Genomic DNA, 25,580 nt, shown 5'->3' with positions numbered 1-25,580 from the left:
TAAGCCTAATAACACATTCTTTCTTTATAACCAGAATTTTGCTTTTTTTTATTCCTGATTCATGATGTCCGTTATATGCTTTCTTGGACAGGTATAAACCCCTGCTTGAGCATTCTCAAGAACGCTGATATATGTTTTTTATTTTTTCGATATTTTAAAGTTAATAGGTTGATAAAAAACGGGTTTTTATCTTTTTTAAATAAAAATCGTAGCCAAAAAAGCGCAGGAGCTCTCAAATGCATGTCGTCATTATTGGTGCTGGGGTCGTGGGTGTGAACAGTGCTTACTTGTTATTAAAAAAAGGATTTCAAGTCAGCATCGTTGACAGTCACGATGACCCAGCTCAAGAAGCGAGTTTCGCGAATGGTTGTCAGTTAAGTTACAACTATGTGGCCCCATTGGCCTCGCCCGCAGTGTTTAACGACCTCCCCAAGTGGTTGTTTAATCCGAACTCACCCTTACGGTTTTACCCGCGTCTTGATTGGCAGCAGTGGCGCTGGCTAGCGCATTTTGTCGCGGCGTGTACCCAACGGCAAAGCGAGCGTAGTACAGCACAGCTTTTGGGGTTAGCGCTGCGTAGTAAAACGCTTGTCCATGAAAACAGCCAGGCGTTGCAGCTTGAGTATTCATGGAACGATGCCGGGAAACTCATCATCTATCGCCACGACAGCGCGTTCAATAAGGCGCGCCAGCAGGCCGAGTTCCAAGCGGGTCTGGGCTCGGCGCAGCAAGTTTTGACAGCGGCACAGGTGCTTGAGCTAGAACCTTCCTTATCCCCCATTGCGGCCTCCTTAGCGGGTGGTGTTTTTACACCCCACGAAGAGGTGGGGGATTGCCAGCAATACACCCAGCAAATGTTCAACTGGTTGAAGCAGCAATCTGGTTTTACGGCGCACATGGGCACCGAGGTGCTGGGTTTACGTCGTGAGGGTTCGCGTGTTGTGGGGGTGAAAACATCGGATGGCGACATCGATGCGGATCATGTGGTGATTGCGGCGGGTGTGCGCAGCGTGGCGTTATTAAAGGACACGGGCTATACGCCGTTGGTGTATCCCTTAAAGGGCTACAGCCTGACCTTACCGCTTCACACTAACGTTGCTGCAGGCGTCTCGCCACGGGTCAGCATTACCGACTACGAGCGCCGTATTGTCTATGCACCATTGGCTGAGCGCCTGCGTATTGCCGCCATGGTGGATATTGGCGCAACGGATGCCCGCTTAAGCCCTAGTCGCTTGCGCTTACTTCGTCGACATGCCAGTGAAACCTTTCCTGCGCTGTCCTTTAATGAGGCCACAGAGTGGGCTGGGTTGCGACCGGCTACGCCTACAGGTAAACCCATTATTGGGGCGCACCCGCGTTTGAAAAACCTTTGGCTAAATGTAGGGCAGGGGGCTTTAGGCTTTACCTTAGCGGCCGGTAGCGCAGAGGCGTTGGTTCAGCATCTGGCTGACGAGCCGATATCGCCCGAGTACCAAAGCTTCATTCCTCAGTAACTTAGGCCTTAGAGAGTGGTTGGGCGCAGCGTAGTAATAAGTCGGGTAGGTGCTTCATGTCGTTAAAGATCATGCTGGCACCCGCCTTTAACAACGGCTCTGGCTTGTTTTTGTTGTCGTAAGCCAGTACGGTTGCGCCCGCGCTAACGCCAGACTCAATGCCGGTAATGCTGTCTTCGATGACGGCGCATCGTTTGGGATCAACCCCAAGACTGGCGGCGGCTTTAAGGTAAACGTCTGGGTAGGGTTTGTTAAGCGCTACATCGACGCCACTGTATAAATGATCGTTAAAGTAGCGATCTAAGCCCGTCATTGTCAGTTGTAGTTGTATTTTTGACAGCTCGGCGGCCGATGCGCAGGCCAGTTTGTCTGGCCAGTGTGGGCTTAGTGTACGAAGGCATTCTTGAATACCGGGAACAGCGATAAGCTTTTGTCGTAAAGCCTGATTACGGCGTAATTGAAACTCGTCAATCCAGTCTTGCTCTAGCTTTCTACCAATACGGTTTTGAATGATGAGTAGTTCGTTGGCGCTGGATTTTCCGACAAATAATGCCTCACACTCGTCTGCGCTAAGTGACCATCCTAGGGCTGCCAACATATCGCGTAATACCCCCAGCGTGACGGGCTCGCTGTCTACGAGTACCCCATCACAATCGAAAATGATCGCTTCAAAGCCCATGCTAGTTAACCGTAATGATGTGATGCGTTATTGCCTCCCCATCATAACGCGACTAGAAAAATGACGTTGTGAGCGTGCGGGATTATTGTTGTCGCAACGGTAGGTCTAAGGGTAATGGGTTTTCCCTGTTAAAGAACATAAAAAAAGCCACTGTTAAACAGTGGCTTTTTTGGGGCTTGTTAGGGCCTTTTTACTTGCATTTGCGCGGAGCAATCATGTTTTCTGGGCGCAAGATGTCAGCCAACATGGTTTCGTCCAGCAGGCATTGTTCTTGCACGAGTTCCAGAACGCCACGACCCGTTTGTAGCGCCTCTTTGGCGATACGTGTTGAGTTTTCGTAACCGATGTAGGGGTTCAATGCTGTGATTAAGCCGATGGACTTGTGCACAAGCTCTTGGCAATGGGCGGTATTGGCCGTGATGCCTTCGATGCAGGTGGTGCGCAGCATATCAATACCGCGTACTAATAAATCCAGAGAGCTAAACAGTTTGTAGGCAATTAACGGCTCCATGGGGTTCAGTTGTAACTGACCCGCTTCGGCAGCCATGGTTAAGGCGGTGTCGTTACCGATAACTTCAAATGCAATTTGGTTTAAGGCTTCAGGAATAACAGGGTTTACTTTACCCGGCATGATGGAGCTACCTGGCTGGCGAGCCGGAAGATTGATTTCACCAATCCCTGCACGTGGACCGCTTGAAAGTAAGCGTAAATCGTTACAGATTTTAGAGAGCTTCACTGCCGTGCGCTTAAGCATGCTAGAGAACAGCACAAAATCGCCCATATCAGAGCTAGCTTCAATCAAATCAGGGGCGGCTTTAATGTTTAAGCCACTAACTTGGCTTAAGAAATCAACGGCTGCGGCTTGGTAGTCAGGGTCGGCATTAATGCCCGTACCAATAGCGGTACCCCCAATATTGACGGCGTCGAGTAGTTCAGGAGCCATGACGCGCATACGCGATACGTCTTCAGCGAGCGTGGTTGCAAAGCTATGAAACTCTTGACCTAGGGTCATGGGCACGGCGTCTTGCATCTGTGTGCGGCCCATTTTCAATACGGTGGCAAACTCTTGCGCTTTGGCTTCGGTGGCGTCGATCAGTTGGCTTAGGCTGTTAAGTAAAGCGTCAACACTTAATAGCAAACCCACGCGTATCGCTGTGGGGTAGGCATCGTTGGTTGATTGCGCCATGTTGACGTGGTTATTGGGATGCAGGTGTTGGTAATCACCTTTGTTATGCCCCATGATTTCCAATGCAACGTTCGCAATCACCTCGTTGGCATTCATATTTGTTGAGGTTCCAGCCCCACCTTGAATCATGTCGACGATAAACTGATCATGAAAATCGCCGTCAATAATTCGCTTGCACGCTTGACGGATGGCGTTGTATTTTTCTTCGTCAAGATGGCCCAGCTTATGGTTAGCCGCTGCGGCGGCTTGTTTAACCATGGCCAACGCCATGATGAATTTCGGGTAGTTGGCTAGGGTGATGCCAGTTAAACAGAAGTTTTCAGCAGCACGCAGAGTTTGGATGCCGTAATACGCATCGCCGGGGATGTCTCGTGTTCCAAGTAGGTCGTATTCGATGCGTGAGAGGTTGGAAGTGCTCATAGGATTGATTGGTTCAAGACACGAGTGCCTGTGCAGTGGAATAAAAAAGATGTTGATGGCCTCTTCCCAAAGCCAATCGATGTAAGGCGATGCTGATCGAGCATGCGGATTTTTACGAATTATTGAGCCGCAAGCACAGCGAGGGTGGCCCGATGTGGGACTGCAATGGTCGTCATCTATGTTTTGGCAAGAAGCCTCGATGCCCGTCAGCTGCTACCGACAGCATGAATAGATTTCTATTAAACGAACTATCTATACTAGCAGGCACAGCGCGGATGTGACACCGTTTGCAACGATTATAGAGTTCTAATGCCCATTTTTGCGTTGTATAGGCTTTATTAGCACAAAAAAATTGCAATACCGTTGCATGCTTTTCACCTTTTGGGGGGGCGATGCTCGCCCACCGAGTGGGCGTAGCCTAAGCGAAGCATCGGTTGTGTTGACTACCTAGGGGATATAAAAGCGTTTAAGGCTAGCAATTAGCAACGGTGAAGTGGCTAAAAAGATGAGTGTGGACACTAAGACTGCGCTGGCAGCAACGTGCCCATTAGCGGGCGCGAATCGGGCAACGTACACGTAGCCAATGACGGCGCATGGCATGGCCATTTGCAGCACAATAATCGCAGCCAGCGTTGTGGGTGTACCAAGCAGCCAGCAGGCGATGATGGCGCTAAGTAAACCGGCACTTAATCGAAGCGTTGCTACGAAGGAACCGGCTTTTAAGCCTTTAGTAGAAATCGTTGATAAGGTCACGCCTAAGCTAAATAGCATTAACGGTACGGTAATGCTGCCAATTAACGATAATCCATTCAAACTCCATTCCGGAAGCGTGATCCCACTGACTCTAGCGACAATTGCTAAAACGGCTGAACCCACCACCAGAAGCTTGCCGCTAGCGCCTTGCTCGTCGCTAGAGATTGTGCGTAAACCGACGGTGTTATGTATAAACGTACACACTGCAAAAAACACGATGGCGACAGATAAACCCACTTCGCCAAAGGCCAGCGCGGACAGCGGTAAACCTAAATTACCCGAGTTAGGAAAACTGGCAAGCTGCCAGTTCTCTCGAACGGGTGTTCTTGTTACTTTAAGCACAGCCCAGCAAAACCCAATCGACAGGGCGATAGCGAGAGTCGAGGCATAACTGATATCGAGTAGTGCGGCGTTATCGATGCTGGTGGTGTAGAGCGTATGAAAGATCAGTGCAGGCACCCCAGCAAGCGTAACCAGCGTAGAAACGAATTCGGCATCAAAAGCTAATTTGCGTTTGCCCCATATAAAACCGACGCCGCCGCACATGACTAAGGGTGCGACCGTGGCCAGAGCCGTAACATAAACAGAAATGAGAGTTAGCATGACAACGGCTTTAGCTTTCCAGGGGGTTGAGGGCATCAAAACCCAGCTTCTTAGATAAGCGAGTAGTGATATCTAACAGGTTATTCTTGATTTGCTCTGGGTCTGGGCGCCTTAGCCCATCAATACGTGCGATATGGGGTACGTTAATGGCCGCACACACCTTGCCCCCAAGACCTCGTACAGGCATAGCAATATTGGTCACGCCCATGATTTGCGCACTGGGCATCGTCGCATAGCCTTGCGCGTGTACCGTTTCCAGTATTGAAAAAAGCTGACCAGGGTCGTAGATCACTTCGCCATCGACTTTAACGTGGTGGTTTAACATTCGGGCGCGTGTGATTTCGTCAGAAAAGGCCAGTAATACATGACCAGATGAGGTGTCAGTTAAACCGATGAGCGCACCGGTTTTTAAGCCGAATGACCAACGCTCAGGGCTATCGCATTGCGCCATCACAATGACACGTCCGTTTTGGTAGAGCGCTAAATGGCACGATTGCATGCTTCGTTCAGCCAGTTCGGTTAGCAAAGGAATGGCTTCTTGGATCAGCGTTTTAATGGGGTCCTGTCGATGGGCAAGCTCGAACATCTTTAGCGTTAAGGTGTATCGATCGTTATCCGAGATCTGAATGTATTCGCGATGATGCAGCGTGCTTACCATTCTAAATATTTCGTTCACGCTTCGCTTTAGCTGCAAGCTTAGCTCATTCAGGCTGTAGCCTTGGTTGGAGGTGCTGAGCGCCTCCAGAATGTCCAGCCCTTTCTCTAGTGCTGGCGCGCTGTAGCGGCGATTTGTTGTGTTGGCCTCTGGCGTGCTTTGTTCAGTCATTGATTTCTTGCCTCCGTTGAATCAGACAACCAATATTTCATGTGTAAAAAGTTCTTTTTGTATGTGGTGTAAAAATTGGTGGTTTTTTATGCTTTTTATTCGATTATAGGGATTCTACTAGCTTTAATACGTAGTAATAGCGTCAATCCATCCATAAACTTTGTATCAATCATATATAAAAAGTTTTTTTGTTAGTGAGTTTATTCTTATCAAAGGATGTCGTTTATGAGTAGACGCTTGGAAGGAAAAACGGCGCTGGTTACGGCGGCAGGACAGGGAATTGGTCGAGCAACGGCAGAAGCTTTCTTGGCGCAAGGCGCCACCGTTATCGCGACGGACCTAAACCCAGAGCTATTAAACGATTTAGCTGGCGCACAGATTGCGAAGCTTGACGTTACCGACGCACAGGCTGTAGAGAGCTTCATCGGGGCTTTAGGTCAGATCGATGTGCTATTTAATTGTGCGGGCTTTGTGCACCACGGAACGATTCTTGAGTGTGACGAGGCCGCATGGCGCCAGTCCATGAGCTTGAACGTGGATTCCATGTACTACACGATTAAAGCCGTACTACCCAGCATGATTGAACGCCAAAGTGGCTCAATTATCAATGTGGCTTCGGCAGCTTCTAGCATTAAGGGCGTACCGAATCGCTTTGTGTATGGCACCTCTAAAGCTGCTGTCATTGGCCTAAGTAAAGCCATTGCAGCCGACTACGTGGCAAGTGGCATACGCTGCAACACGATTTGCCCAGGAACTATCGAGTCACCCTCGTTGCGTCAACGTATTGCCAATCAAGCATCAGCGTCAGAACGCAGTACAGCAGAGGTGGAACAGGCCTTCGTTGACCGACAACCCGTCGGTCGTTTGGGGCGTCCCGAAGAAATTGCGGCAATGGCGGTGTACTTGGCCTCAGACGAGTCAAGGTTCACGACAGGCACCAATATGATTGTTGACGGTGGCTGGTCTAATTAATAGTTAGCTGGAGAAAGTAAATGAAATTATTACGTTTTGGTCCTGTGGGTAACGAGAAGCCTGGCTTGCTTGATGCGAATGGCAAGGTACGAGACTTATCCGGTGTGATTGCTGATTTGACCCCCGAGCACTTAAGTGACGAGGCCTTATCCGTTCTGCGAAATGTTGACGTAGAAAGCTTGCCCGTGGTGGAGCATGTCGAGCGATTGGGAACCCCTTTTACTGGTTTAGGAAAGTTTCTTTGCGTCGGTCTTAACTACAGCGATCATGCAGCTGAAACCGGTGCTGAAGTGCCTGCAGAACCCGTGTTATTTACGAAATGGTCAAAGCCCACAGGCCCTAACGACGCTGTGGTCCTACCTAAAGATTCTAAGCAAACCGACTGGGAAGTTGAGTTGGGTGTGGTGATTGGTAAGAAAGCACGCTACGTCAGTTTAGAAGAGGCGTTAAACCATGTGGCCGGTTATTGCGTGGTGAACGACATTTCAGAACGAGAGTATCAGCTAGAGCGTTGCGGAACATGGGATAAGGGTAAGGGTTGCGACACCTTTGGTCCGATTGGTCCTTGGTTAGTGACACGTGACGAAGTGGCAGATCCACAGCGCTTAGGCATGTGGTTAGACGTAAACGGTAAGCGCTTTCAAGACGGCAACACCAACACCATGGTGTATGACGTGGCGTACTTAATTCATTACATCAGCCAATTCACAACGCTTTACCCGGGCGATTTGATTTCCACCGGTACGCCTCCAGGAGTGGGCTTGGGACAGAAGCCACCTGTGTACTTGAAAAACGGCGATGTCATGGAGTTAGGCATTGAGGGCTTGGGCGAACAACGCCAAGAAGTTTTTAACTGGACAAGCGAGTTGCTGGATTAAGCACAGCAATTAAGGAATTACGACATGAAAAAACTATGTGTAGCGCTGGGTTTAACGTTGATGTTTGGCCTAAGTAGCGTCGCTTCGGCTCAGACCGATGACAGCTTGCAGCGAATCAAAGATAGAGGGGAAATCAAAATCGGTTTGATGATCGACTTCCCACCTTATGCCAGCGCAGGTGCGGGCAATAAACCCGATGGCTACGATGCGCAAGTCGCGCAAATGTTGGCCGATTACTTGGGCGTAAAAATGGTTCCTGTGGTCACCACTGGTCCTAACCGCATCCCTTACTTGTTAACCGACAAAGCTGATGTACTGGTTGCTTCGCTAGCGATTACCCCCGAGCGTAAAGAACAGGTTCAGTTCTCAAACCCCTACTCGGCAGCCAGCATGGTGTTATTGGGCCCAGAGAGCGTTGAAATTAATGATGCTTCTGACCTAACCAAATACAAAATTGGTGTGCCTCGTGCCAGCACCACAGATATCGGTGTGATGAAAGTGGCCCCTGAAGGGACAGACATCCGTCGTTTTGATGATGACGCGTCTGCTTTGCAGGCCATGATCGTAGGTCAAGTGGATGTGGCGGGAACGTCAACCGTGATTGCCTCTGAAGTGCAGAAAAGGCACCCAGGCAAGTTTGAGATTCAGTACGTGATCAACGAGCAAGTGATGGCAGTGACCATGCAAAAAGATCGCCCTGAGTTATTGGAGGCGGTGAATGCCTTCATCAAAGATAAAGTGGCTGACGGATCCCTAGACCAAGCCTTTGAGAAATGGTTGGGTACTCCCTTACCTGAGTCGGTACGTGCACCATCTAATTAAATAGAGGGCGAAAGCGTATCTAAAAAAACATGAGCGCTGCTTAAGTGTTAGGCAGCGTCTCATGGTTTTTATGCAAAAAGATGGGATGTTGTGATGAACTATGTTTTTCAGTTTGGGCCGGTATTTGAGGCGTGGCCACTGCTGCTTGAGGGCGCTTGGGTCACGATTCAACTGTCAGTGATGTCCATGGTCTTCGGTCTGATTATTGCGGTGATTTGCGCTGCCGCAAAAATTAATGGCAATGGGCTACTGCGTTTTCTGGTGAATTGCTATATCGAGATAATCAGAAACACGCCTTTTATTATTCAGTTGTTTGTCTTCTTCTTCGTTTTTCCGTCAATTGGCGTGAAATGGTCCGCCCATACGGCTGCATTGTTAGCCATGACGGTGAACTTAGGGGCTTACGCCAGTGAAATTGTCAGGGCAGGAATTGAATCGATCCCCAAAGGACAAGTTGAGGCCGGTCGTGCTTTAAGTTTGTCGGGTGTTGAGGTTTTTAGATTCATTATTCTGAAGCCCGCGTTACGCACGATTTATCCTGCGCTGACGAGCCAATTTATTTATTTAATGTTGGCCTCAAGTGTGGTGTCTGTGATTTCTGCCGACGACTTAACGTCGGTCGCAGCAAGTTTGCAGTCGCTTACGTTTAGAAGTTTTGAAATCTATATTGTCGTCACCTTCATCTATCTTGCGATGACCTTAGCGTTTTCGGCGCTATTTTCCTTGATTTATAAGTACACCCTCGACTATCCGGACCGTAAATAATGCGTACATTTAACATTGACGATTTTTGGTTCATTGTCGAAGCTACGCAATGGACAATACTGCTCTCTCTTATCGCGTTTATCGGGGGAGGGGTTGTGGGCCTGCTGATCGCGCTAGGTCGAGTTTCAAAAAAACGCTGGCTGCGTATCGCCACAAAGGTGTATATCGAGTTCTTTAGAGGCACACCGTTACTGCTACAGCTATTTTTAGTGTTTTTTGGCTTACCCATTATGGGGGTAGAGGTCAATATTTGGTATGCCGCCTCGATTGCACTCATTATCAATAGCTCGGCGTTTTTAGCAGAGATTTGGCGTGGTTGTATACAGGCCGTGCCACAAGGGCAGTCAGAAGCTGCCGCCGCGTTGGGTTTAACCTATCGACGAGAAATGCTGGATGTTATTTTGCCTCAAGCATTCAAAATATCGATCCCGCCCACTGTGGGTTATCTCGTTCAGATTATTAAGGCAACGTCATTAACCGCGATTATTGGCTTTATTGAGTTAACCCGTGCAGGGCAAATTACCAATAACACCACCTTTCAGCCGCTTATTATTTTTAGTTTGGTTGCGGCCATTTATTTTATTCTTTGCTGGCCGTTATCGTTATACGCCACCAGATTGGAAAATAAATTTAATCGAAGTTAAGCAAGTAGCGAATACGTAAATTAAGTGCTAAGCCAGTAGAGGCGTATATGATTGAACAAGAAAATGTTGCGTTGAATACTTCTGCCCAAAGCGAAAGTAATCAGACCCCCTTAATCTCGATGAGAGCTGTTAATAAGTGGTATGGGGATTATCACGCGTTAGTTGATATCAATTTAGAAGTCACCCCCGGCGAGAAAATCGTGGTTTGTGGGCCATCGGGTTCGGGTAAATCGACATTAATTCGATGCATTAATGCTTTAGAGCCCATCCATTCCGGTGAAATCATCGTAGACGGGATCACCTTAGATCAAGACCCGGCTCGTATTCAGGCCATTCGTCGTGAAGTGGGCATGGTGTTTCAGCAATTTAATCTGTTCCCGCACATGACGGTGGCAGAGAATTGCATGCTGGCGCCGATGCGTACGCGAAAAATGAGCAAAGCGCAGGCCCGCGAGGTGGCGCTAAAGTACCTTGATCGGGTACGCATTAAAAATCAGGCAGATAAGTTTCCTAGCCAGCTGTCTGGTGGGCAGCAACAGCGTGTGGCTATTGCCCGTGCTCTTTGCATGAGCCCTAAAGCCATGCTGTTTGATGAGCCTACCTCAGCGCTTGATCCGGAAATGGTCAAAGAAGTGCTAGAAACCATGATGGGCTTGGCTGAGGACGGCATGACCATGATTTGCGTCACCCATGAAATGGGATTCGCTCGTAGCGTAGCCGATCGAGTCATTTTCATGGCCGAGGGGCACATTCTGGAAGAGGCTAAACCCGGCGATTTCTTCGACAACCCACAACACCCCAAAACCCAAGCCTTTTTAAGCCAAATCTTGTAGTTTGATGTGCTTAGACAGAAGCCCTGTGAGCAGGGCTGTCTGTTTGGCTAACTGGGCCTGTTGTGGCCCATTAATCAATAGTCAGACGCTTAAGCTCTTCGTGAGAAAGGCTAAGTTGGGTTGAGCGAATTAGGCTTTCAAGCTGATCAAGGTTGGTTGCGCTAGCAATGGGAGCACTGACTCCTTTTTGTGCCATCAGCCAAGCTAGGGCGACCTCAGCGGGTGTAGCGGCGTGGGCTGCAGCGATGTCATCAAGGGCATCCAGAATGGCTAAACCACGCTGGTTTAAGTAGGGCTCAATGCCTGCACCACGCGGGCTTTTATCCAAATCTTGCGTGCTGCGATACTTACCGCTTAGAAAACCACTGGCCAGACTAAAGTAGGTGATGACGCCCAGCTCTTCGCGAATGGCAAGGTCACGCAATGGGCCTTCGTAGCTGTTACGGTCATAAAGGTTGTATTCGGGTTGCAGGACTTCATAACGCGGTAACCCGTTATCGGTAGCCACTTTTAGCGCTTGAGTGAGCTGTTCGGCCGAGTGGTTAGAGGCGCCAATGGTGCGAACCTTACCGGCTTTGATCAGTCGATCGTAGGCGGCTAGTGTTTCGTCTACGGGCACTTCTTCGTCAAAAATGTGTGAAAAATACACATCGATGTAATCCACCTGTAAGCGGCGTAGTGAGTTTTCCACAGCCTGTTCTATCCACGCGCTGGATAAGCCCTTACCTTGGTTTGGCATTTCCAAGCCGACTTTGGTGATGACGATCATGCGATCACGGTTAGCGCGTGATTTCATCCATTCGCCAAAAATCGTTTCAGACTCACCGCCGGTGTTTCCCGGCACCCATGCCGAGTACATGTCGGCACTGTCGATGGTTTCAAAACCCGCCTCAACGAATCGATCGAGTAGCTCGAAAGAGCGTTGCTTGTCGGCGGTCCAACCAAATACATTGCCGCCAAATACGAGTGGTGAAATGGAAATTCCTGAACGACCTACTGCTCTCTTCGACATGGTGGTGTACCCCTGTAGTAAACGGTGAGTGAACCTAGGGGTAATTGTAGCTGGTATGGAAATTGGGCTTCTAGTTGTAGCAAGAACGCAAAAAACACGGCATCAAAATAATGCCGTGTTTTGAGGTTTAGGATTAGCTAACGACGCTACGAAGCGCGTGATTTAGAATTGGTGGCGCATGCCTACGCTGAACTGCGTGCGTTTGGTATCGTTTCCAGTTGCGCGCTCAAGGGTGGTGCTGCGATTGATAAAGGCGTAAAGGTCGGTGCGTTTTGACAGCACGTGCTGATAGCCTAATGCGGCGGCTTTAATGCCGGAGTTCGACGTTTGTTGCCACGAGGCAAGAACCGAGCCTTGACCCATCGGCACACGTACCCCGGCCGTCCACGCAACATCTTTTTCAAGTAGGCGTGCGGGTCCTCGGGTCGAGTGATTAAGACGTCCAATACCGCCATAAACACGTGCGACTTTAAAGTTATACGATCCGCCTAATTGCCAGTTCGTGCTGTTCGACGCGGGTTGACCCGCTACGATGCGATTGCTATCGGCATACGAGTGGTCGTAAGTTAACGCTAACCGTAAGGGGCCACTTCGATAACGGATACCGCTGGTTAACAGGCGAGCGTTATTGGATGCTCCCGGTACTTGATCGCCGTTAATTTCAAAGCTATAACCGACTGCGGCTTGTAGCCCATGAACGGTTGGTGAGCGGTACATCACCATATTGTCTGCGATACCACTTCCGCCAAAATCGCCGTCGTTATACCCAAAGGCGGTGCTCATTCCAGAGCGTGACCAGCCGATGCCAAAGGGTGAAGCAACGCCCCCCCATTCACGGCCTAATGACCACTGGCGTCCAATACGAATTCCGCCATAGGGGCTTTCTAGGCCCACATGGGCCCAGCGGCCGAATAATCGATCCCCTTGGCCGAGCGTGCCAGTGGCCGCATCTAAACCACTTTCTAACCTAAACGTGGCTTTCCATCCTCGTCCTAGGTCTTCCGAGCCTCGTAAGCCCCAACGGGACCCACCCTCGTTGCCACTGCGTACGCCCGTTTTGGTGCCGTTGATATCATCGCGTTCATGGAAGAATCCCATGTCGACGACCCCGTAGAGTTCAATCTGATTCTGTGATTGCGCAACGGCCGTTGTGCTTAATGCGGTCAATAAAGCACCGAGCGTATACATCGCTCTTGTTGAGATAACCATGTGGTCTCCAGTTAATGTTTATACTTTTTATCGTGAAGCGTGTTGCCACGCCTGTTAGGATTGGGGGCAGGCTTGGATGATGGCGGCGGTGGCATCAGCCATCTGATTGTTTTGATGAGCGGCATCGGAAATGTAGCTAAGTTGCCAGCCGCTATCTATTCCTCGGTCTTGTGCCAGCTTCTGCGTATAAGCAAAAAAGTTTTCACCGCGAACTTTACGGTTTAACCCTTGAGCATCAGCCTCTTCAGTCTTGCGAAGCACACCCGTGCGCGCTGTATCATCCGTACCCAACAGTAAATGCAATGGTGCTTTTAGTGCGGCATCGATTGCATTGTCGTCAAGAATGGCGACCTCGCTTAGACCGTAAGGCCATTCAATCGAGCGATCGGGGAAGGTGTACCAACCGGAGTTGGCAGCGATAATCTGACAGGCTGAAGACGTGGGGTAAAAAAGCGCATAGCGGTGAGCAAATTGGGCTCCTGCTCCGTGGCCGTACAGGGTATAGCCTTGCTCGTTTGTCGCTTGCCGTTTTTTGTAGTCGTCGAAAACAGCATCCGGTAGGGTGAAGCTCCAGTTTGCTTTGGGGTTAACTTTCTCTGGCTTTGTGCGGCCTCGTAGTTCGTCATCGCTTACCGCGTGAAAAACGTTGCCGAGGTGGTATCCGTTGGCGCCGGGGTATAGGTCTCGGGTAAAGGTGGGGGCTAAAACGGTTAAGCCGTAGCGTGCGGCAGCGTCAATCCATGCGTCACGATATTGCTCCGCATCACGCTTTAAGCCATGTAGCACCACGACTACGGGCGCGTCTTTTTGCTGTGTTTCAGGGGTGTAGTAATAAACGGGTATCTCGGCTCCACTGGCGTCGCGAAATACATAGTCTCCTGCGCCAGAGGGTAGGGCTGCCTGTGCTGTTGCCATACAGGAAAGCAACGCCACCGATGTCCAAACGGAACGTTTCATGATGTCTCCTTCTTTATGTTCTATGCATGTAGTCGGTATATTGTTTGAACGATGCACTTATGTTATGGTAGGCGCGACGACTGCTTCGATTATTCGAATTACATGATGAATAGATCGAATTTACGCAAGTTAGCTTGCCCCCGCTACTGATGTCACTATTTTAGGTTGCAAGCCCCTGCCATGAACTTGAAATCGCTGCGCCTCTTTCGCTTGATTGTGCTGCACGGCTCATTGGCAAGTGCGGCTGACCAGTTGCACATTAGTCAGTCGGCAGCCAGTCGCCTCATCTCTTTACTTGAAGAAAGGCTAAATCTAAAGCTTTTCACTCGGGCGCGTCGACGTCTTCTCTTGACGCCGGAAGGCGAGGTGTTTTTTCGCGAAGTCGAACAGATTCTGTTAGGGGTGGATGAATTACCCCGTATTGCAGCGAACATACGCGACAAAATCCGTGATGACTTTACGTTGGTCACTTCTGCCCCGTTAGGCACCTGTTTGGTATCACCCGCTATTAGCGACATGCGTAAGCAGCGTCAGGATTTTGATTGTCGTGTTCATATCGAAGGGCGCTTTGAAATTGAAAACAAAGTGGCACGTCGTCGCTATAACTTAGGGGTGGTGTCCTTACCCATTACCAATGCCATTGTCGATTTACAAATCGAGCCCGTATTACAAGCACGTGTCGAAGTGTTGTTGCCTCGTACCCATCGATTGGCAAGTAAAGACTGCGTGCATCCTGATGATTTATTAGATGAAGACTTTGTTGCATTACTTCCGCATCAGCTTTGGCGTCGACGTTTAGACGAAGTTTTTGCTGTGGCTGGGGCGCGACCGCGTGTTGTCATTGAAACGACTTCTACCATGATGGTGCACCAGCTTGTGCGTGATGGAAATGGTATTTCGCTAATGGATCGCACCTGTGCTCGTTTAGATCTTGATGATGATCTGATATTGCGCCCTATCCAGCCCGAGCGCTGGGTTACCTATGCGTGTATTTTTCCACCGGGTGGTCGCCCACCGATGGCTGATTTATTTATTGCGAGCTTACGTAGTTATGTCAGTCGGTTATGCCGTGAAAACAGCGAGGCGGCATCAAGCTTTCGCCTGCTAAGTCCGCAGACTCAGCAGGATTAAGTTAACCGACAATTGCGTGACGCTTGCTATCTAAAGCTGAGGCGATACGCAAGGGATTGGGCCAGATTTGCCGCACGACCAGCGATTTCATGGCTATTGCCTGTGTATTGCGCTGGGTCTAAGGCGTCGACCAAATCTGTCTTTAAGAAGTGCTCGTTCACTTGTGGGTCTTCGATCAGCAATGCCGCTAAGGGTACTTCTCGTTTTAAGCTTTCTCGAATCGCAGCGTGCACCTTATCGTGTGCGTGTTGCCGACCAATTTTTGTGGCAAGCACCATCATTAAACGTTCTGAGGCAATCACATCGCTAGACAGTGAGAGATTATGGCCCATTCGTGCCGGATCAAAACGCAATAAGTTCAGCAGTTGCTCTAACCTAACAGCCAGATCGTAAGCTAGCGGGCAAGCATCATCAATCAGTGCGTACAGCTGCTGGTTACAGGCCGCGTCACCTTCGTGACTGGGTTGTCCCGCCTCAAGGGCTGGGGCTGCCATGGCACGTAAGCGTGCCGCTTGTGCAATTAGGGTGACCACATATTTAGGATTGTTTTTATGTGGCATGGTGCTGCTACCTACCACGCTTTCGGGTAAGTATTCGGCGACTTCACCAAGCTCTTCACTCATCAACTGATAAAGCTCGTTGCCGATGCGTGAACAGGTCATGCCAAAGAGCGAGAGGGCAACCACATACTCGCAGAATGGATCAAGCATGCTGCGAGAGTGCACGAGAGGGTTACTTAATTGCAGGCGTTTTGCTAAGGCCTCAGTTAAGCGTGTTCCGTCTGCCCCAAACGTGTGCATGGCTCCGATGGCACCCCCAAAAATAAGTGAGAAGGCGCGTGCTTCCACTTGCTCTAGGCGTTGAACGCAACGAGCTAGCTCTTCTATCCAGCCGCTCACTTTGAACCCAAAGGTAATGGGTAAGGCGTGTTTGCGATTGGTGCGTCCCACCATCACCACATCGGCTCCTTGGCGAGCCATTTCCGATAAGCGATCCAGCGAACGGCCAATACGAGCCAGCAATAAATTATGAGCCTTGCGCATTTGGAGCACACGGCCGGTAAAAATAATATTCTGCGTTGTGCCCCCCCAATGCACGTAGCCGCCAGCCTCGTCTTCGCAAACGCTGGATAAGGCGTTGACCACTGATAGCACTGGGGCCATGGTACGACTGATATCGATGCGCAATGCCTCAAGGTCTAGGTTCTCAAGGTTGGCTTTCTTAGCAATTTCTTGGCCACAATGGGCCGGAATCATGCCTAGTTCGGCTTGCGTTAAGGCGAGAGCTGCCTCTACGTCTAACCACGACTGCCACGTTTGTTCGGTTGAGAAAAGTGCTTTGACAGAGGGAGGAAGTAAATCCGTTGTGATCATGCTGTGATGTCTCCGGCAAAAGCGGTTTCGAGTCGAGGTACGGATTGAAGTAAGCGTTGTGTGTAAGCGTGCGAGGGTTGGTTAAGAACGTGATCGGCACGGCCGACTTCCACGATGCAACCCTGGTTCATGACGACAATGCGATCTGCAATTTTTCTGACGACGCCGATGTCATGGGTGATGAACAACATGGACAGTCCAAACTCTTCTTGAAGGTTTTGCAGTAAGTTAAGTATTTGCGCCTGCACAGAGACATCCAATGCCGAGGTGGGTTCATCACAAAGTAGCATCCGGGGCTCTAGTATTAAGGCTCGAGCGATGGCCACTCGTTGCCGCTGTCCGCCTGAAAGTTGGTTCGGGTAGTTATTCAAAACCCGCGTCGGTAAGCCGACGCGTAATAGCATCTTTGCGGCCTGCTCCTGTGCGTCTTGGGCGCTGATGGTGTGATGCAGAACCAAGGGACGGGCAATGATGTCCCCCACGGTGTGGCGTGGGTTAAGCGATGAATAAGGGTCTTGAAACACCGGTTGAATCCAGCTTGCGCGCTCACGAGCAGTGAGACTGCCAATAGCATGTTCACCCAGCGCTATCACGCCCGAATCGGGGGTATCCAAACCGAGAAGAATGCGGGCTAAGGTGCTTTTTCCAGAGCCAGACTCGCCAACCACGGCTAAGGTTTCCCCAGCGGCTACGTGTAGTGAACAGTCTTTCACTGCCTGAACTGTATAGGGCTTAGCAAAGAAGCCTTTGCGTTGCACGAAGGTGCGGTGGATGTGCTTGGCAGTAAGTATCGGGACGAGCTCGGCATCTTGCTTTTGCGTTGAGATAACGGTGCTTGGCAAGACGGGCTCTGTTTCGGTTTGAGGGTGAAAACATCGTACCCAGCCGTCGGGTGCTCGTGCTGTTTTATCAGGGGCTTGCGCGCTACAGTCGCTGACTGCGTGCGAACATCGCGGCGCGAAGATGCAGCCTGTCCACGGTTGAGTCAATGAGGGGACAATGCCGGGAATGGCGCGCAGGCGTCCATGACGCCCAGCTTGATCGGGGGCGCAACCGAGTAATCCGCGTGTGTAGGGATGCTGAGGGTTCTGCAGCACTTGTCGAGTGGGGCCGCTTTCCAGAGCTTCACCTCCGTACATCACCATGACGCGATCCACCGAATTGGCGACCACAGCAAGGTCATGAGTAATGAGTATCATCGCCATGCCAAACTCGGCACGCAACTCGCTTAATAGATCCAGAATTTGAGCTTGTACGGTAACGTCCAGTGCGGTGGTTGGTTCATCAGCAATGAGTAATTGCGGATTGGTCATTAAGGCCATGGCGATCATGACTCGCTGGCGCTGGCCGCCCGATAACTGATGTGGATAACTGGATAGGCGTTGTATCGGGTCGGGTAGGCGTACACGGTCCAGTAAATACAAGGCACGCTCACGTGCTTGAGCCGGTGTAGCGCCATCAAGAATCATCAACTCGGTCATTTGACGCTCAATCGTGTAGACGGGATTGAGTGAGGTCATGGGTTCTTGGAAAATCATGGCGATGCCGCGCCCAGCAATTGTTTTTGCGAAGGTAGATTCAGGCAGGGTGAGCAAGTTGTTTTGCTCATACTCCATCGAGGAGGCACTGACTTGAGCACCGGTAGGCAGTAGTCTCATCAAGGCAAGCGCGGACATGGACTTACCTGAGCCGGATTCGCCCACGATGCCTAGGGCTTCGCCTTTGTTTAGCCTAAGGTCAATTCCCCGCACAGCGTGCAGCATGCCAACGCTAGTGGGAAGTTGTACATGTAACTCTGTGATCGATAAAAGAGGCTCTGTCATGGTTGTTATCCTTCTTTAGTTGCGTCTTTCAGGAGCGGTCACATCACGTAAACCATCACCTAATAGGTTGGCACCGATGACCAGTAAGAAAAGAGCAATGCCCGGCAGCACCACCAGCGAGGGTGTGGAGAAAACAGCCGCTTTGCCCTCTGCAATCATGAGGCCCCAAGAAGGGGTAGGGGGCTGAACGCCGACGCCTAAGAATGACAAAGCAGCCTCTGCTAATACAGCGATTCCGACCTCGAAGGTGAACACCACGATGATTGAGCTCAGCATATTAGGAAGAATTTCGTGAAATAAAACTTGGCGGCGGTTACTACCAATAGCGGTGGCTGCCGCCACAAAATCTTGTTGCCGTAAACGCAGTGTGCTGGTGCGTGTCACCACTAAGTAGTAGGTCCAATGCAGTCCGCCAATAATGCCGATCACAACCCAAAGCGAAGGGCCGATAATAAATACCAGTGCCATGGCTAAGAGCAGTCCAGGTAGAGCAAGTTGGCAGGTCAGTAAGAAACTGACAGCCGAATCAACACGGCCACCGAAATAGCCAGCGCAGATGCCAAGGGTGACCCCAATAACACAGCCTACAGTCGCCGCCCCGAACCCCACTAATAACGAGATTCGAGTGCCGTAAATCAGACGGCTTAAGTAGTCGCGCCCCACTTGATCAGTACCGAGTAAGTAGGTCCACGATCCGCCTTCACTCCACACAGGAGGAAGCAAGCGGTGCGTTAAGGACTGCACATAGGGGTCGTGTGGTGCGAGCCAAGGTGCGAACAGAGCGATGAGTAACAGCGTGAAAATAATGCCGGCCCCAATCTGTAAGCCCACATGGCCACGTACGCGTTTCCAAAAGAGCTGTCGACGTTGAGCGAGCAAGACGGAGGTGCTTTCAGGGTCGGCGTGGCTTGCCCCGTCGGCGCCTGAACGTAGAGAGTTTTCTGTTTGCATGGTCATTTCATCCGAATACGTGGGTCGAGCAAGGCATTAAGCAGATCGGCGATGAAATTCATACAGATGAAAATCATGGCAAAAATAAAGATCAGCATTTGCACGGTCGGAATGTCGCTGCCTAAAATGGACTGTAGGGTGAGGCGACCTAAGCCATTGATGGCGAAGATCGACTCTACAATCACAGAGCCACCAAATTTTTGACCCAGTTGCACGGCTAAGACACTAACGATGGGTAAAACGGCGTTACGTATGGCGTGTCGAGTTAACAGTTGCAAGCCCCGATAGCCTTTAGCACGAGCGGTTCTAACGTAATCGGACCCCATGACCTCGATCAGTCCCGTGCGGGTTAAACGCATGACCGCAGGCACTGAGCTCGTTCCCAGAACAAGGGCCGGTAATATGTAATGCAGCCATGTGGTATCCCCTGAAACCGGAAAGATGGGCAGCATTACGCTAAACAAAATGACCAACACCAATCCCAGCCAGAAATTGGGAACTGCTTGCGCTGAAACGGCGACTGCTAGGGCCACTCGGTCCACGGCAGAGTTGGGGCGTAGCGCCGCTGCCACTCCCAACGGAATAGCAATCAAGATGGTGATGGCTAAGGACATCAGAGCAAGGCGAATGGTGGCCGGAGCATGCTTGAGCACAAGTCGGTCGACGGTGTCGTGCCAATAGTAGCTGCGGCCAAAGTCACCCTGAACGGCATTTCCTAGCCAGCTTCCATACTGCTCGATGAGCGGACGATCAAAGCCGTATTCGGCGCGAATTTGTGCAACGAGCTCAGGCTCGGCATTCTCTCCGGCAATTGCCTGAGCGGGGTCCGTGGCGATGTTTAAGAGTACGAACGTAGCGATGGAAACTGCTAACGCCACGGCCAGCGCGAGGCCTAGCCTGCGGAAGGCGAAATGTAACATGACGATCTCCGTTTCCCTTCCTTAGTTTTCGGTCCAGCTGGCTTGATACAGTCTGGGTAAACCATCTGGCGGGACAGGGAAAGATAGTTGGGGAGAGGTGAGGTAGTTAACGGAGTAGGTAAATAATGGGGCCCAGTACGCTTCTTCGGCAATGGTATTCAAGGCTTTAGAATAGGCCGCAAGACGGGCTTGCTTATCGTTGGTTTGCTCGGCCTGCATTACTTGTTTCTCGACTTCAGGATCACGAGCGAGGTTGCGATCGGTCTTAGAAAAGTGGATGCGTGCAATCATGGCCGTGTCGGGTGTGCCACCATTAGCCCAGGAGCCGATATAGGATTGAACACGACCATTGGCACGAGCTTGGTCTAGTGAGGCTAATTGACCATAGCGTAAATTCACGCGAAAGCCCGCTGCCGTTAAATCAGCGGCGACGGCTTCGGCCACGGCGCGTTCGCGGTAGGCCCATAAATCGATCGTCTCATTGTTATAGCCCGCTTCTTTAAGCAGTTCGCGTGCCGTGTCTGGGTTGTAGTCGTACTTCATCACGTTTTGATCACACCCGAACTGCGTGGGATGACAGGCCGTGTGAATGGGTTCGGAGACACCGCCCACCAAATACTGACTGATGGCTTCACGATTAATCGCATGGTTGACGGCGCGACGAACGCGTACGTCATTAAGTACATTAGGCCCTGTGACACCGGAGGCGTCGAGAACTACAAAGCTTAGTCGTAAACTAGGACCTGAAATGTGTTTGATGGCTTTCGTGGAGGCCATACTTTGCGCCACATCCAAGGGCATGTCATAAGCCCAATCTACGCCGCCGCTCATTAGCTCCGCTTGTTGTGTACCCCAGTCGGGTAAGGTGCGGGCAATAATACGGCCGATAGCGGGTTGGCCTTTGGGGCTTTCCGCATAGTAGTTGTCGTAGCGCTCTAAAACGACACGCTGTCCGGGCTCAAAGTTGACTACGCGGTAGGGGCCTAAGCCGTCAGGCTGTAAGGCTTGTGCGCCGCGATCGACTTTGTCATTGATAAGATAAGCATGATTACGGCGAATAGGGATGCGTCGTGCCATGTCACGTAAGGCTAAAGGGTACACGCCTTTGAGGTGAAAACGGACTTGCATCGGACCGGTTTTTTCCACACGGTCTAGCCAGCGAGAAAGCGCGCCTGACGCGCGGCTACCGCTTTCAGAAGCCAATACCCAGTTGTAGGTGTAGACCACATCGTCAGCATTGAACGGCTCTCCGCTATGAAACTGCACACCTTCTCGCAGCGTAATGTCGATGGTGACATCATCCACATAGTCATATGAGACGGCCAGCATGGGAAGAATCTCATCGGTTTGGGGGTCGATATCAAACAGACGATCGTCAGTGAGATCAGACAAGATGATATGTTCTTGGGACGTGGTGTAAAGGTAATCGAGGTTAACAACCTCGCGTTGGAATGCCACAACCAAGGTGTCATCTTTGGGTGAAGCCCAAGCATGAGGCGCAAGGCAGGTGGTCGTAGCGACTACGCCTGCGGCCATTCGGCGCAAAAGCAATGTGAACATAATGTCTCCTTTATTGAGTTCTTATTGCTCATGCTAACCGATGCCATGATTCGATTACTTCGAATTAGTGGGTCGAACAATCGAATTAATTGAAGTTAGAGAACTGAGTGTTCAGGGCTGTTCCGCCGTGCCTCGCAGACCATGCCGCATAGCGCTGACGTCTTTTTCGAAGCTCTGAAATGCCGTCTCTAAGCGCTTTAGCAAAAGGTCGGTTTCTGCTTCGGAAATCACTAGCGGTGGGCAGAGAATGAGGGCGTTGTTTCGTGGGGCAATGCCGGCAGGGTAAATGATAAGCCCTGCATTAAAAGCATGTTCTACAAGACGCTCGTTGGCCTTGTGCTCGGGTTTGGGGGGCGTAAGTTCATTGCGGTTGGTAACGATCTCAAAACCCCATAACAGTCCTCTGCCGCGTACGGCTGCCATCCATTCAAAACGCGCAGAAAGTTCGTGTAACCCGGCTTCCAGTTGTGTGGCTCTGGCGCGTACATTTTCTAGAATGTTATGTTGGCGCATGTAATTAACCACCGCCAAGCACGTTGCTGCGCTTAATGGGTTAGCACTGAAGGTGTGGCCTGATGGGGCAAGACCTGAGCCCGCTTGTAATACGTCAACAATGCGATGATGCATAAGAGCAGCGCCCATTGGGGTGTAACCCGAGCTCATGCCCTTTGCGGTAACAATGATATCGGGAACGATGTGTTCGTATTCACACGCAAACCACGTACCAGTACGACCCATGCCGGTAATGACCTCATCGAGAATAAGTAGTACGTCATGCTTGGTGCATAGTTCGCGTAAGGCCTTGAGATAGCCTGCCGGAGGAATCAATACCCCCCCAGCAGCCCCAACAATTGGCTCAACGATAATCGCGGCGACTTGGTTAGCACCAAATTCCTTAAGTATGTGTTCCCATTGCGCGACCATCGACTCGCCTGTTTCAGACGATGGCGTTGAAGAAGAGTCTAAATAGGGCGGGCGGCCCGGGCTAAACGGATGCAGTAGGTTGCCGTAATCGTTACGTCGCGTGGGGTGCCCTGACATGGATAGGGCACCCATGGTCATGCCGTGATAACTAATACGCTGTCCTAACACATTGGTTTTTTCGTCTTGCCCGCGTTCTCGCCAGTATTGAATGGCGGTGCGCATCGCCAGTTCGGTCCCTTCAGAACCACTGTTAACAAAAAAGGCGTGGGTAATTTCTTTGGGCGCTAGGCTGGTAAGGGCTTGGGCTAGACTTTCTGCCGCCTGATTACTGAATTGAGTACGGTAGCTGAAGCAGATTTTTTCTGCTTGAGCTTGCATGGCAGACAGAATCTCGGGCACGCCATGACCGATAGAGACGGTCATGGCCCCACCTGAGGCATCCAGATAATCACGGCCGTTCTCGTCATAAATAAAAACACCTTTAGCCCGCTCAGCACGTGGCCGATTGAAGTTAAATCGTGGCGTTAAATAATGAGAGGCGTAGGCTGATGCTTGGCTGCTAGGGTTAGTATGCATGATTAAACCTGCCAAAATTTAGGTGGTAGACGACAGTCTTGAATACAGCAGTGCGGTGATACCCATGACGCCCACGACATTGCCGGGGTGGATCAGTACGCTTCGTTGATTATCCTGAGTGCGGCCTGTTGCCTTGCCAGAAAGTACGTCAGCGATTTCGCTGTGGAAGGGACCGGTATGCGGTAGTCGGCCCTCTTTTGCTTGAATTTCCGCTTGCCCGCGATCATCAATAACGGAATAGTCGAAAGCCGAGAATCCGGTTTTCCAGCTTCTACCTAGATCGACGGCATTGACAAAGGTGCCAGGCGTCACCCAAGCAGGATCAAGAAAGGGCGTTAACCCCTGACTGGCCGAAATGGTCGAGACAACGATGTCAGCGCCCTCCATAGCGGCAGGTCCTGCCTGCATAATCACTGCTTTTTGTCCCCGTTCGCGAACGAAATCGGCAAAGCTTTCAGCCGACTTTTGCGTTCGACTGATAATTCGCACCTCGTCTATCGGCAGAATGCCGTCCAGCGCGCGCAAATTCACTCTGGCCTGTGTGCCTGCGCCCACGAAGGTGGCAATACGAGTTCGAGAGATAGCAAGGTGTGGGGTCATTAAATGCGTGATGCCTGCTGGCAGCATTTTCGAGGTGTAGGTGCCATCAATAAGCGCTAAGGGTTGGGCGTTGTCATAGGCGCTGAGTAGTTGTAGGCTTTGATAGGCAGGTGCGCCTTGCTCTTGGGCTTGGTACGTGGCGCCAGTAAGCGAATGAAATACGTTTAGATTTTGTGCGGCCCACGAGCAGAACGTGGACATCAGAAAGGTGCCATCGGCTGCTCCCACCATGGACTTCGGTTTCCATGCGATACCGCCGTCTACCGTAGCAAGAAAGGCGGTACGTAGCGCTTGAGCCAGATCAGGGATGCTGCAATCGAGTTTCTCAATTTGTTCTAGGTTGATTATCTGCATGAAAAGTCTCCTGAGTTCAGCGAAATAAGTGGTCGCGCAAGGTATAGGCGCGTGCGGCGAGCGGAAGTAGCCAGTTATTTAATGGCCAGTAAGGAATGGGGGGCATCGATCGACAAAATGCCGTTTCGTGATCGGGCATTTTCAGTATTTTTAATGCTGTCTTATGACCTAGGTAGGTAGACATCGGGACGCCAGTTCCGCTGCAACCAAGAATGTAGTGCAGGCCATCCTCTTCGCCTGTATGTGGGATCCAGTCGTGTGGGACAGCGAAGCTTCCGCCCCAGCAATGTGAAACCTTAACGTCTGCTAGGGCGGGAAAGCGGGTGCTGAAGTAGCGCATAATGCGTTCGGCTTTTACCGCCAAGTTACCGTCAGTTCGTCCAGCACGTCCGCTCATCACAAGGCGGCCAGATCGTCCGGCTGGCGCCATATAATGCAGCAGTTTGTAGGTGTCGCTGAATGACCGATACTGTGGTAAGACGGCTTTCATGGTGTCGTCAGATAGCACTTCGGTGACTAAAGCATAGGCGGGCACAATAGTCATCCGTTTTCGTAGCTGCTTTCCTAGCTCTAGTTCAGGGCCTGTTTCAGCGTTCGTCGCCATGATCACGTTTTTGGCATAAAGCGTCAGGGTGGGTGTTTGGATTTCGAACTGATGGTCGATGCGACGCAGTCCCGTGACGCGTTGGTGCTCCAATATCTGTGCACCGGCTGATTGAGCCGCCTTGGCAAGACCCATGCGAAATTTGGCGGGTTGCAGTGTGGCAGAATCTGTAATACGCAAGCCACCGAAAAATGCGGTCGAGCCTATCTCTGTCGTCAGGGCGTCGCGCTCTAACAATGCAACCTCGCCCCACACAGACTGAATGTCGCTAAGCGAAGCGCTAAATTTCTTGAAGGCTTTGGCACTGTGAGCCGCGATAATACGTCCCTTATGTTCAAGATCACAATCGATATTAAAGGTGGCAACCAGTTGTTCTACATACTCGCGGGCTTGACGGGCTTCACGGTAAATTTGTAGGGCATCGTTGTGTCCGTATCGTGCTGAAAGGTCATCCAATTTGGCTTTAGGAATATTGCCTAACGAGCCGGCAGAGCTGGACGAGGCCCCGGTCCTTAGGTGGGCGGCCTCACAAACCACGACGCTACAACCGGCTTGCGCAAGGGTTAAGGCGGCAGATAAGCCAGCGTAGCCCCCGCCAATAATCAGTACGTCGGCGCACTCAGGCGAGGGGTGTTGAGTGGGTTGAAACGGCGTGACCTCTTCTGCCCAGAAGGGGGTAGTCGAGAAATGGGGGCTAAGGGATGCACTCATA

The 25,580-nt window shown here is 50.9% G+C and carries 23 protein-coding genes; 8 read left to right on the top strand and 15 right to left on the bottom strand.

The genetic code is table 11. The features are described 5' to 3' along the window. Window positions 1-236 precede the first annotated feature (236 nt). A complete protein-coding gene (locus tag AC2UZI_RS00820) occupies window positions 237-1,493 on the top strand; it encodes a D-amino acid dehydrogenase (protein WP_486941934.1) in 1,257 nt (418 codons plus the stop codon). Window position 1,494: 1 nt separating this feature from the next. On the opposite strand, the gene AC2UZI_RS00815 is transcribed toward AC2UZI_RS00820, so the two are convergent. The 4 genes from AC2UZI_RS00815 to AC2UZI_RS00800 form a co-directional block, all read right to left on the bottom strand. Continuing rightward, window positions 1,495-2,172: an HAD family hydrolase gene (locus AC2UZI_RS00815; RefSeq protein ID WP_486941933.1), complete on the bottom strand. Its 678-nt coding sequence runs from the start codon at window positions 2,170-2,172 to the stop codon at window positions 1,495-1,497. 190 nt (window positions 2,173-2,362) lie between these two features. Next, window positions 2,363-3,778 carry an aspartate ammonia-lyase gene (gene aspA / locus AC2UZI_RS00810; protein WP_486941932.1) on the bottom strand — a complete coding sequence of 472 codons (1,416 nt, stop codon included), beginning with the start codon at window positions 3,776-3,778 and terminating at the stop codon, window positions 2,363-2,365. 447 nt (window positions 3,779-4,225) lie between these two features. Beyond that, on the bottom strand, window positions 4,226-5,134 hold the full coding sequence (locus AC2UZI_RS00805; protein ID WP_486941931.1) for an AEC family transporter: 909 nt from the start codon (window positions 5,132-5,134) through the stop codon (window positions 4,226-4,228). A gap of 10 nt (window positions 5,135-5,144) precedes the next feature. Beyond that, window positions 5,145-5,960: an IclR family transcriptional regulator gene (locus tag AC2UZI_RS00800; RefSeq protein ID WP_486941930.1), complete on the bottom strand. Its 816-nt coding sequence runs from the start codon at window positions 5,958-5,960 to the stop codon at window positions 5,145-5,147. Between the two features lie 225 nt (window positions 5,961-6,185). Between AC2UZI_RS00800 and AC2UZI_RS00795 the strand changes: the two genes are divergently transcribed. The 6 genes from AC2UZI_RS00795 (at window position 6,186) to AC2UZI_RS00770 (ending at window position 10,874) form a co-directional block, all read left to right on the top strand. Further along, a complete protein-coding gene (locus AC2UZI_RS00795; protein WP_486941929.1) occupies window positions 6,186-6,932 on the top strand; it encodes an SDR family oxidoreductase in 747 nt (248 codons plus the stop codon). Window positions 6,933-6,952: 20 nt separating this feature from the next. Further along, a complete protein-coding gene (locus tag AC2UZI_RS00790) occupies window positions 6,953-7,810 on the top strand; it encodes a fumarylacetoacetate hydrolase family protein (protein ID WP_486941928.1) in 858 nt (285 codons plus the stop codon). 24 nt (window positions 7,811-7,834) lie between these two features. Beyond that, complete coding sequence (locus AC2UZI_RS00785) at window positions 7,835-8,632, top strand: transporter substrate-binding domain-containing protein (protein WP_486941927.1); 798 nt, start codon at window positions 7,835-7,837, stop codon at window positions 8,630-8,632. Window positions 8,633-8,725: 93 nt separating this feature from the next. After that, entirely contained in the window at window positions 8,726-9,397 is a 672-nt protein-coding gene (locus AC2UZI_RS00780) for an amino acid ABC transporter permease (RefSeq protein WP_486941926.1), read from the top strand. Then, the gene (locus AC2UZI_RS00775) at window positions 9,397-10,041 is read left to right on the top strand and encodes an amino acid ABC transporter permease (protein ID WP_486941925.1); all 645 of its coding nucleotides are present in this window, start codon (window positions 9,397-9,399) and stop codon (window positions 10,039-10,041) included. The genes AC2UZI_RS00780 and AC2UZI_RS00775 overlap by 1 nt, the downstream gene beginning before the upstream one ends. 119 nt (window positions 10,042-10,160) lie before the next feature. Beyond that, window positions 10,161-10,874 (top strand): amino acid ABC transporter ATP-binding protein, encoded by a 714-nt coding sequence (locus tag AC2UZI_RS00770; RefSeq protein WP_486943685.1) that lies wholly within the window; start codon window positions 10,161-10,163, stop codon window positions 10,872-10,874. A gap of 70 nt (window positions 10,875-10,944) precedes the next feature. Here the strand turns inward: AC2UZI_RS00770 and AC2UZI_RS00765 are convergent, their stop codons facing one another. The 3 genes from AC2UZI_RS00765 to AC2UZI_RS00755 all read right to left on the bottom strand — a co-directional run bounded on the left by AC2UZI_RS00765 (window position 10,945) and on the right by AC2UZI_RS00755 (window position 14,052). After that, window positions 10,945-11,886: an aldo/keto reductase gene (locus AC2UZI_RS00765; protein WP_486941924.1), complete on the bottom strand. Its 942-nt coding sequence runs from the start codon at window positions 11,884-11,886 to the stop codon at window positions 10,945-10,947. Window positions 11,887-12,048: 162 nt separating this feature from the next. Continuing rightward, window positions 12,049-13,095, bottom strand: coding sequence for a porin (locus AC2UZI_RS00760; protein WP_486941923.1), 1,047 nt, complete (start codon window positions 13,093-13,095; stop codon window positions 12,049-12,051). Between the two features lie 54 nt (window positions 13,096-13,149). Continuing rightward, the gene (locus AC2UZI_RS00755; protein WP_486941922.1) at window positions 13,150-14,052 is read right to left on the bottom strand and encodes an alpha/beta fold hydrolase; all 903 of its coding nucleotides are present in this window, start codon (window positions 14,050-14,052) and stop codon (window positions 13,150-13,152) included. Window positions 14,053-14,232: 180 nt separating this feature from the next. Here AC2UZI_RS00755 and AC2UZI_RS00750 point away from each other — a divergent pair, with 180 nt between their 5' ends. Further along, window positions 14,233-15,183 carry a LysR family transcriptional regulator gene (locus AC2UZI_RS00750; RefSeq protein ID WP_486941921.1) on the top strand — a complete coding sequence of 317 codons (951 nt, stop codon included), beginning with the start codon at window positions 14,233-14,235 and terminating at the stop codon, window positions 15,181-15,183. 26 nt (window positions 15,184-15,209) lie between these two features. On the opposite strand, the gene AC2UZI_RS00745 is transcribed toward AC2UZI_RS00750, so the two are convergent. The 8 genes from AC2UZI_RS00745 to AC2UZI_RS00710 all read right to left on the bottom strand — a co-directional run bounded on the left by AC2UZI_RS00745 (window position 15,210) and on the right by AC2UZI_RS00710 (window position 25,579). Beyond that, window positions 15,210-16,556 carry a class-II fumarase/aspartase family protein gene (locus tag AC2UZI_RS00745; RefSeq protein WP_486941920.1) on the bottom strand — a complete coding sequence of 449 codons (1,347 nt, stop codon included), beginning with the start codon at window positions 16,554-16,556 and terminating at the stop codon, window positions 15,210-15,212. Further along, window positions 16,553-18,379, bottom strand: a complete 1,827-nt coding sequence (locus AC2UZI_RS00740; RefSeq protein ID WP_486941919.1) for an ABC transporter ATP-binding protein — start codon at window positions 18,377-18,379, stop codon at window positions 16,553-16,555. The genes AC2UZI_RS00745 and AC2UZI_RS00740 overlap by 4 nt, the downstream gene beginning before the upstream one ends. A gap of 15 nt (window positions 18,380-18,394) precedes the next feature. Next, window positions 18,395-19,330 (bottom strand): ABC transporter permease, encoded by a 936-nt coding sequence (locus AC2UZI_RS00735; protein ID WP_486941918.1) that lies wholly within the window; start codon window positions 19,328-19,330, stop codon window positions 18,395-18,397. A gap of 2 nt (window positions 19,331-19,332) precedes the next feature. After that, complete coding sequence (locus tag AC2UZI_RS00730; RefSeq protein WP_486941917.1) at window positions 19,333-20,250, bottom strand: ABC transporter permease; 918 nt, start codon at window positions 20,248-20,250, stop codon at window positions 19,333-19,335. Between the two features lie 21 nt (window positions 20,251-20,271). Then, window positions 20,272-21,810 carry an ABC transporter substrate-binding protein gene (locus tag AC2UZI_RS00725; RefSeq protein ID WP_486941916.1) on the bottom strand — a complete coding sequence of 513 codons (1,539 nt, stop codon included), beginning with the start codon at window positions 21,808-21,810 and terminating at the stop codon, window positions 20,272-20,274. 111 nt (window positions 21,811-21,921) lie between these two features. After that, window positions 21,922-23,310: an aminotransferase family protein gene (locus AC2UZI_RS00720; RefSeq protein ID WP_486941915.1), complete on the bottom strand. Its 1,389-nt coding sequence runs from the start codon at window positions 23,308-23,310 to the stop codon at window positions 21,922-21,924. A gap of 18 nt (window positions 23,311-23,328) precedes the next feature. Continuing rightward, complete coding sequence (locus AC2UZI_RS00715; RefSeq protein ID WP_486941914.1) at window positions 23,329-24,264, bottom strand: hypothetical protein; 936 nt, start codon at window positions 24,262-24,264, stop codon at window positions 23,329-23,331. A gap of 16 nt (window positions 24,265-24,280) precedes the next feature. Next, a complete protein-coding gene (locus AC2UZI_RS00710; RefSeq protein WP_486941913.1) occupies window positions 24,281-25,579 on the bottom strand; it encodes an NAD(P)/FAD-dependent oxidoreductase in 1,299 nt (432 codons plus the stop codon). Between the last annotated feature and the right edge of the window lies 1 nt (window position 25,580).

This window comes from Paenalcaligenes sp. DL 463 (assembly GCF_057475185.1).
The sequence above is the reverse complement of the archived record's forward strand: the minus strand, read 5'-3'. Positions and strand labels throughout refer to the sequence as shown.

Excerpts from the sequence above, each read along its gene's own strand:
- AC2UZI_RS00820 (WP_486941934.1), top strand. The coding sequence starts at position 237 with ATGCATGTCGTCATTATTGGTGCTGGGGTCGTGGGTGTGAACAGTGCT.
- AC2UZI_RS00815 (WP_486941933.1), bottom strand. The coding sequence starts at position 2,172 with ATGGGCTTTGAAGCGATCATTTTCGATTGTGATGGGGTACTCGTAGAC.
- aspA (WP_486941932.1), bottom strand. The coding sequence starts at position 3,778 with ATGAGCACTTCCAACCTCTCACGCATCGAATACGACCTACTTGGAACA.
- AC2UZI_RS00805 (WP_486941931.1), bottom strand. The coding sequence starts at position 5,134 with ATGCTAACTCTCATTTCTGTTTATGTTACGGCTCTGGCCACGGTCGCA.
- AC2UZI_RS00800 (WP_486941930.1), bottom strand. The coding sequence starts at position 5,960 with ATGACTGAACAAAGCACGCCAGAGGCCAACACAACAAATCGCCGCTAC.
- AC2UZI_RS00795 (WP_486941929.1), top strand. The coding sequence starts at position 6,186 with ATGAGTAGACGCTTGGAAGGAAAAACGGCGCTGGTTACGGCGGCAGGA.
- AC2UZI_RS00790 (WP_486941928.1), top strand. The coding sequence starts at position 6,953 with ATGAAATTATTACGTTTTGGTCCTGTGGGTAACGAGAAGCCTGGCTTG.
- AC2UZI_RS00785 (WP_486941927.1), top strand. The coding sequence starts at position 7,835 with ATGAAAAAACTATGTGTAGCGCTGGGTTTAACGTTGATGTTTGGCCTA.
- AC2UZI_RS00780 (WP_486941926.1), top strand. The coding sequence starts at position 8,726 with ATGAACTATGTTTTTCAGTTTGGGCCGGTATTTGAGGCGTGGCCACTG.
- AC2UZI_RS00775 (WP_486941925.1), top strand. The coding sequence starts at position 9,397 with ATGCGTACATTTAACATTGACGATTTTTGGTTCATTGTCGAAGCTACG.
- AC2UZI_RS00770 (WP_486943685.1), top strand. The coding sequence starts at position 10,161 with ATGAGAGCTGTTAATAAGTGGTATGGGGATTATCACGCGTTAGTTGAT.
- AC2UZI_RS00765 (WP_486941924.1), bottom strand. The coding sequence starts at position 11,886 with ATGTCGAAGAGAGCAGTAGGTCGTTCAGGAATTTCCATTTCACCACTC.
- AC2UZI_RS00760 (WP_486941923.1), bottom strand. The coding sequence starts at position 13,095 with ATGGTTATCTCAACAAGAGCGATGTATACGCTCGGTGCTTTATTGACC.
- AC2UZI_RS00755 (WP_486941922.1), bottom strand. The coding sequence starts at position 14,052 with ATGAAACGTTCCGTTTGGACATCGGTGGCGTTGCTTTCCTGTATGGCA.
- AC2UZI_RS00750 (WP_486941921.1), top strand. The coding sequence starts at position 14,233 with ATGAACTTGAAATCGCTGCGCCTCTTTCGCTTGATTGTGCTGCACGGC.
- AC2UZI_RS00745 (WP_486941920.1), bottom strand. The coding sequence starts at position 16,556 with ATGATCACAACGGATTTACTTCCTCCCTCTGTCAAAGCACTTTTCTCA.
- AC2UZI_RS00740 (WP_486941919.1), bottom strand. The coding sequence starts at position 18,379 with ATGACAGAGCCTCTTTTATCGATCACAGAGTTACATGTACAACTTCCC.
- AC2UZI_RS00735 (WP_486941918.1), bottom strand. The coding sequence starts at position 19,330 with ATGCAAACAGAAAACTCTCTACGTTCAGGCGCCGACGGGGCAAGCCAC.
- AC2UZI_RS00730 (WP_486941917.1), bottom strand. The coding sequence starts at position 20,250 with ATGTTACATTTCGCCTTCCGCAGGCTAGGCCTCGCGCTGGCCGTGGCG.
- AC2UZI_RS00725 (WP_486941916.1), bottom strand. The coding sequence starts at position 21,810 with ATGTTCACATTGCTTTTGCGCCGAATGGCCGCAGGCGTAGTCGCTACG.
- AC2UZI_RS00720 (WP_486941915.1), bottom strand. The coding sequence starts at position 23,310 with ATGCATACTAACCCTAGCAGCCAAGCATCAGCCTACGCCTCTCATTAT.
- AC2UZI_RS00715 (WP_486941914.1), bottom strand. The coding sequence starts at position 24,264 with ATGCAGATAATCAACCTAGAACAAATTGAGAAACTCGATTGCAGCATC.
- AC2UZI_RS00710 (WP_486941913.1), bottom strand. The coding sequence starts at position 25,579 with ATGAGTGCATCCCTTAGCCCCCATTTCTCGACTACCCCCTTCTGGGCA.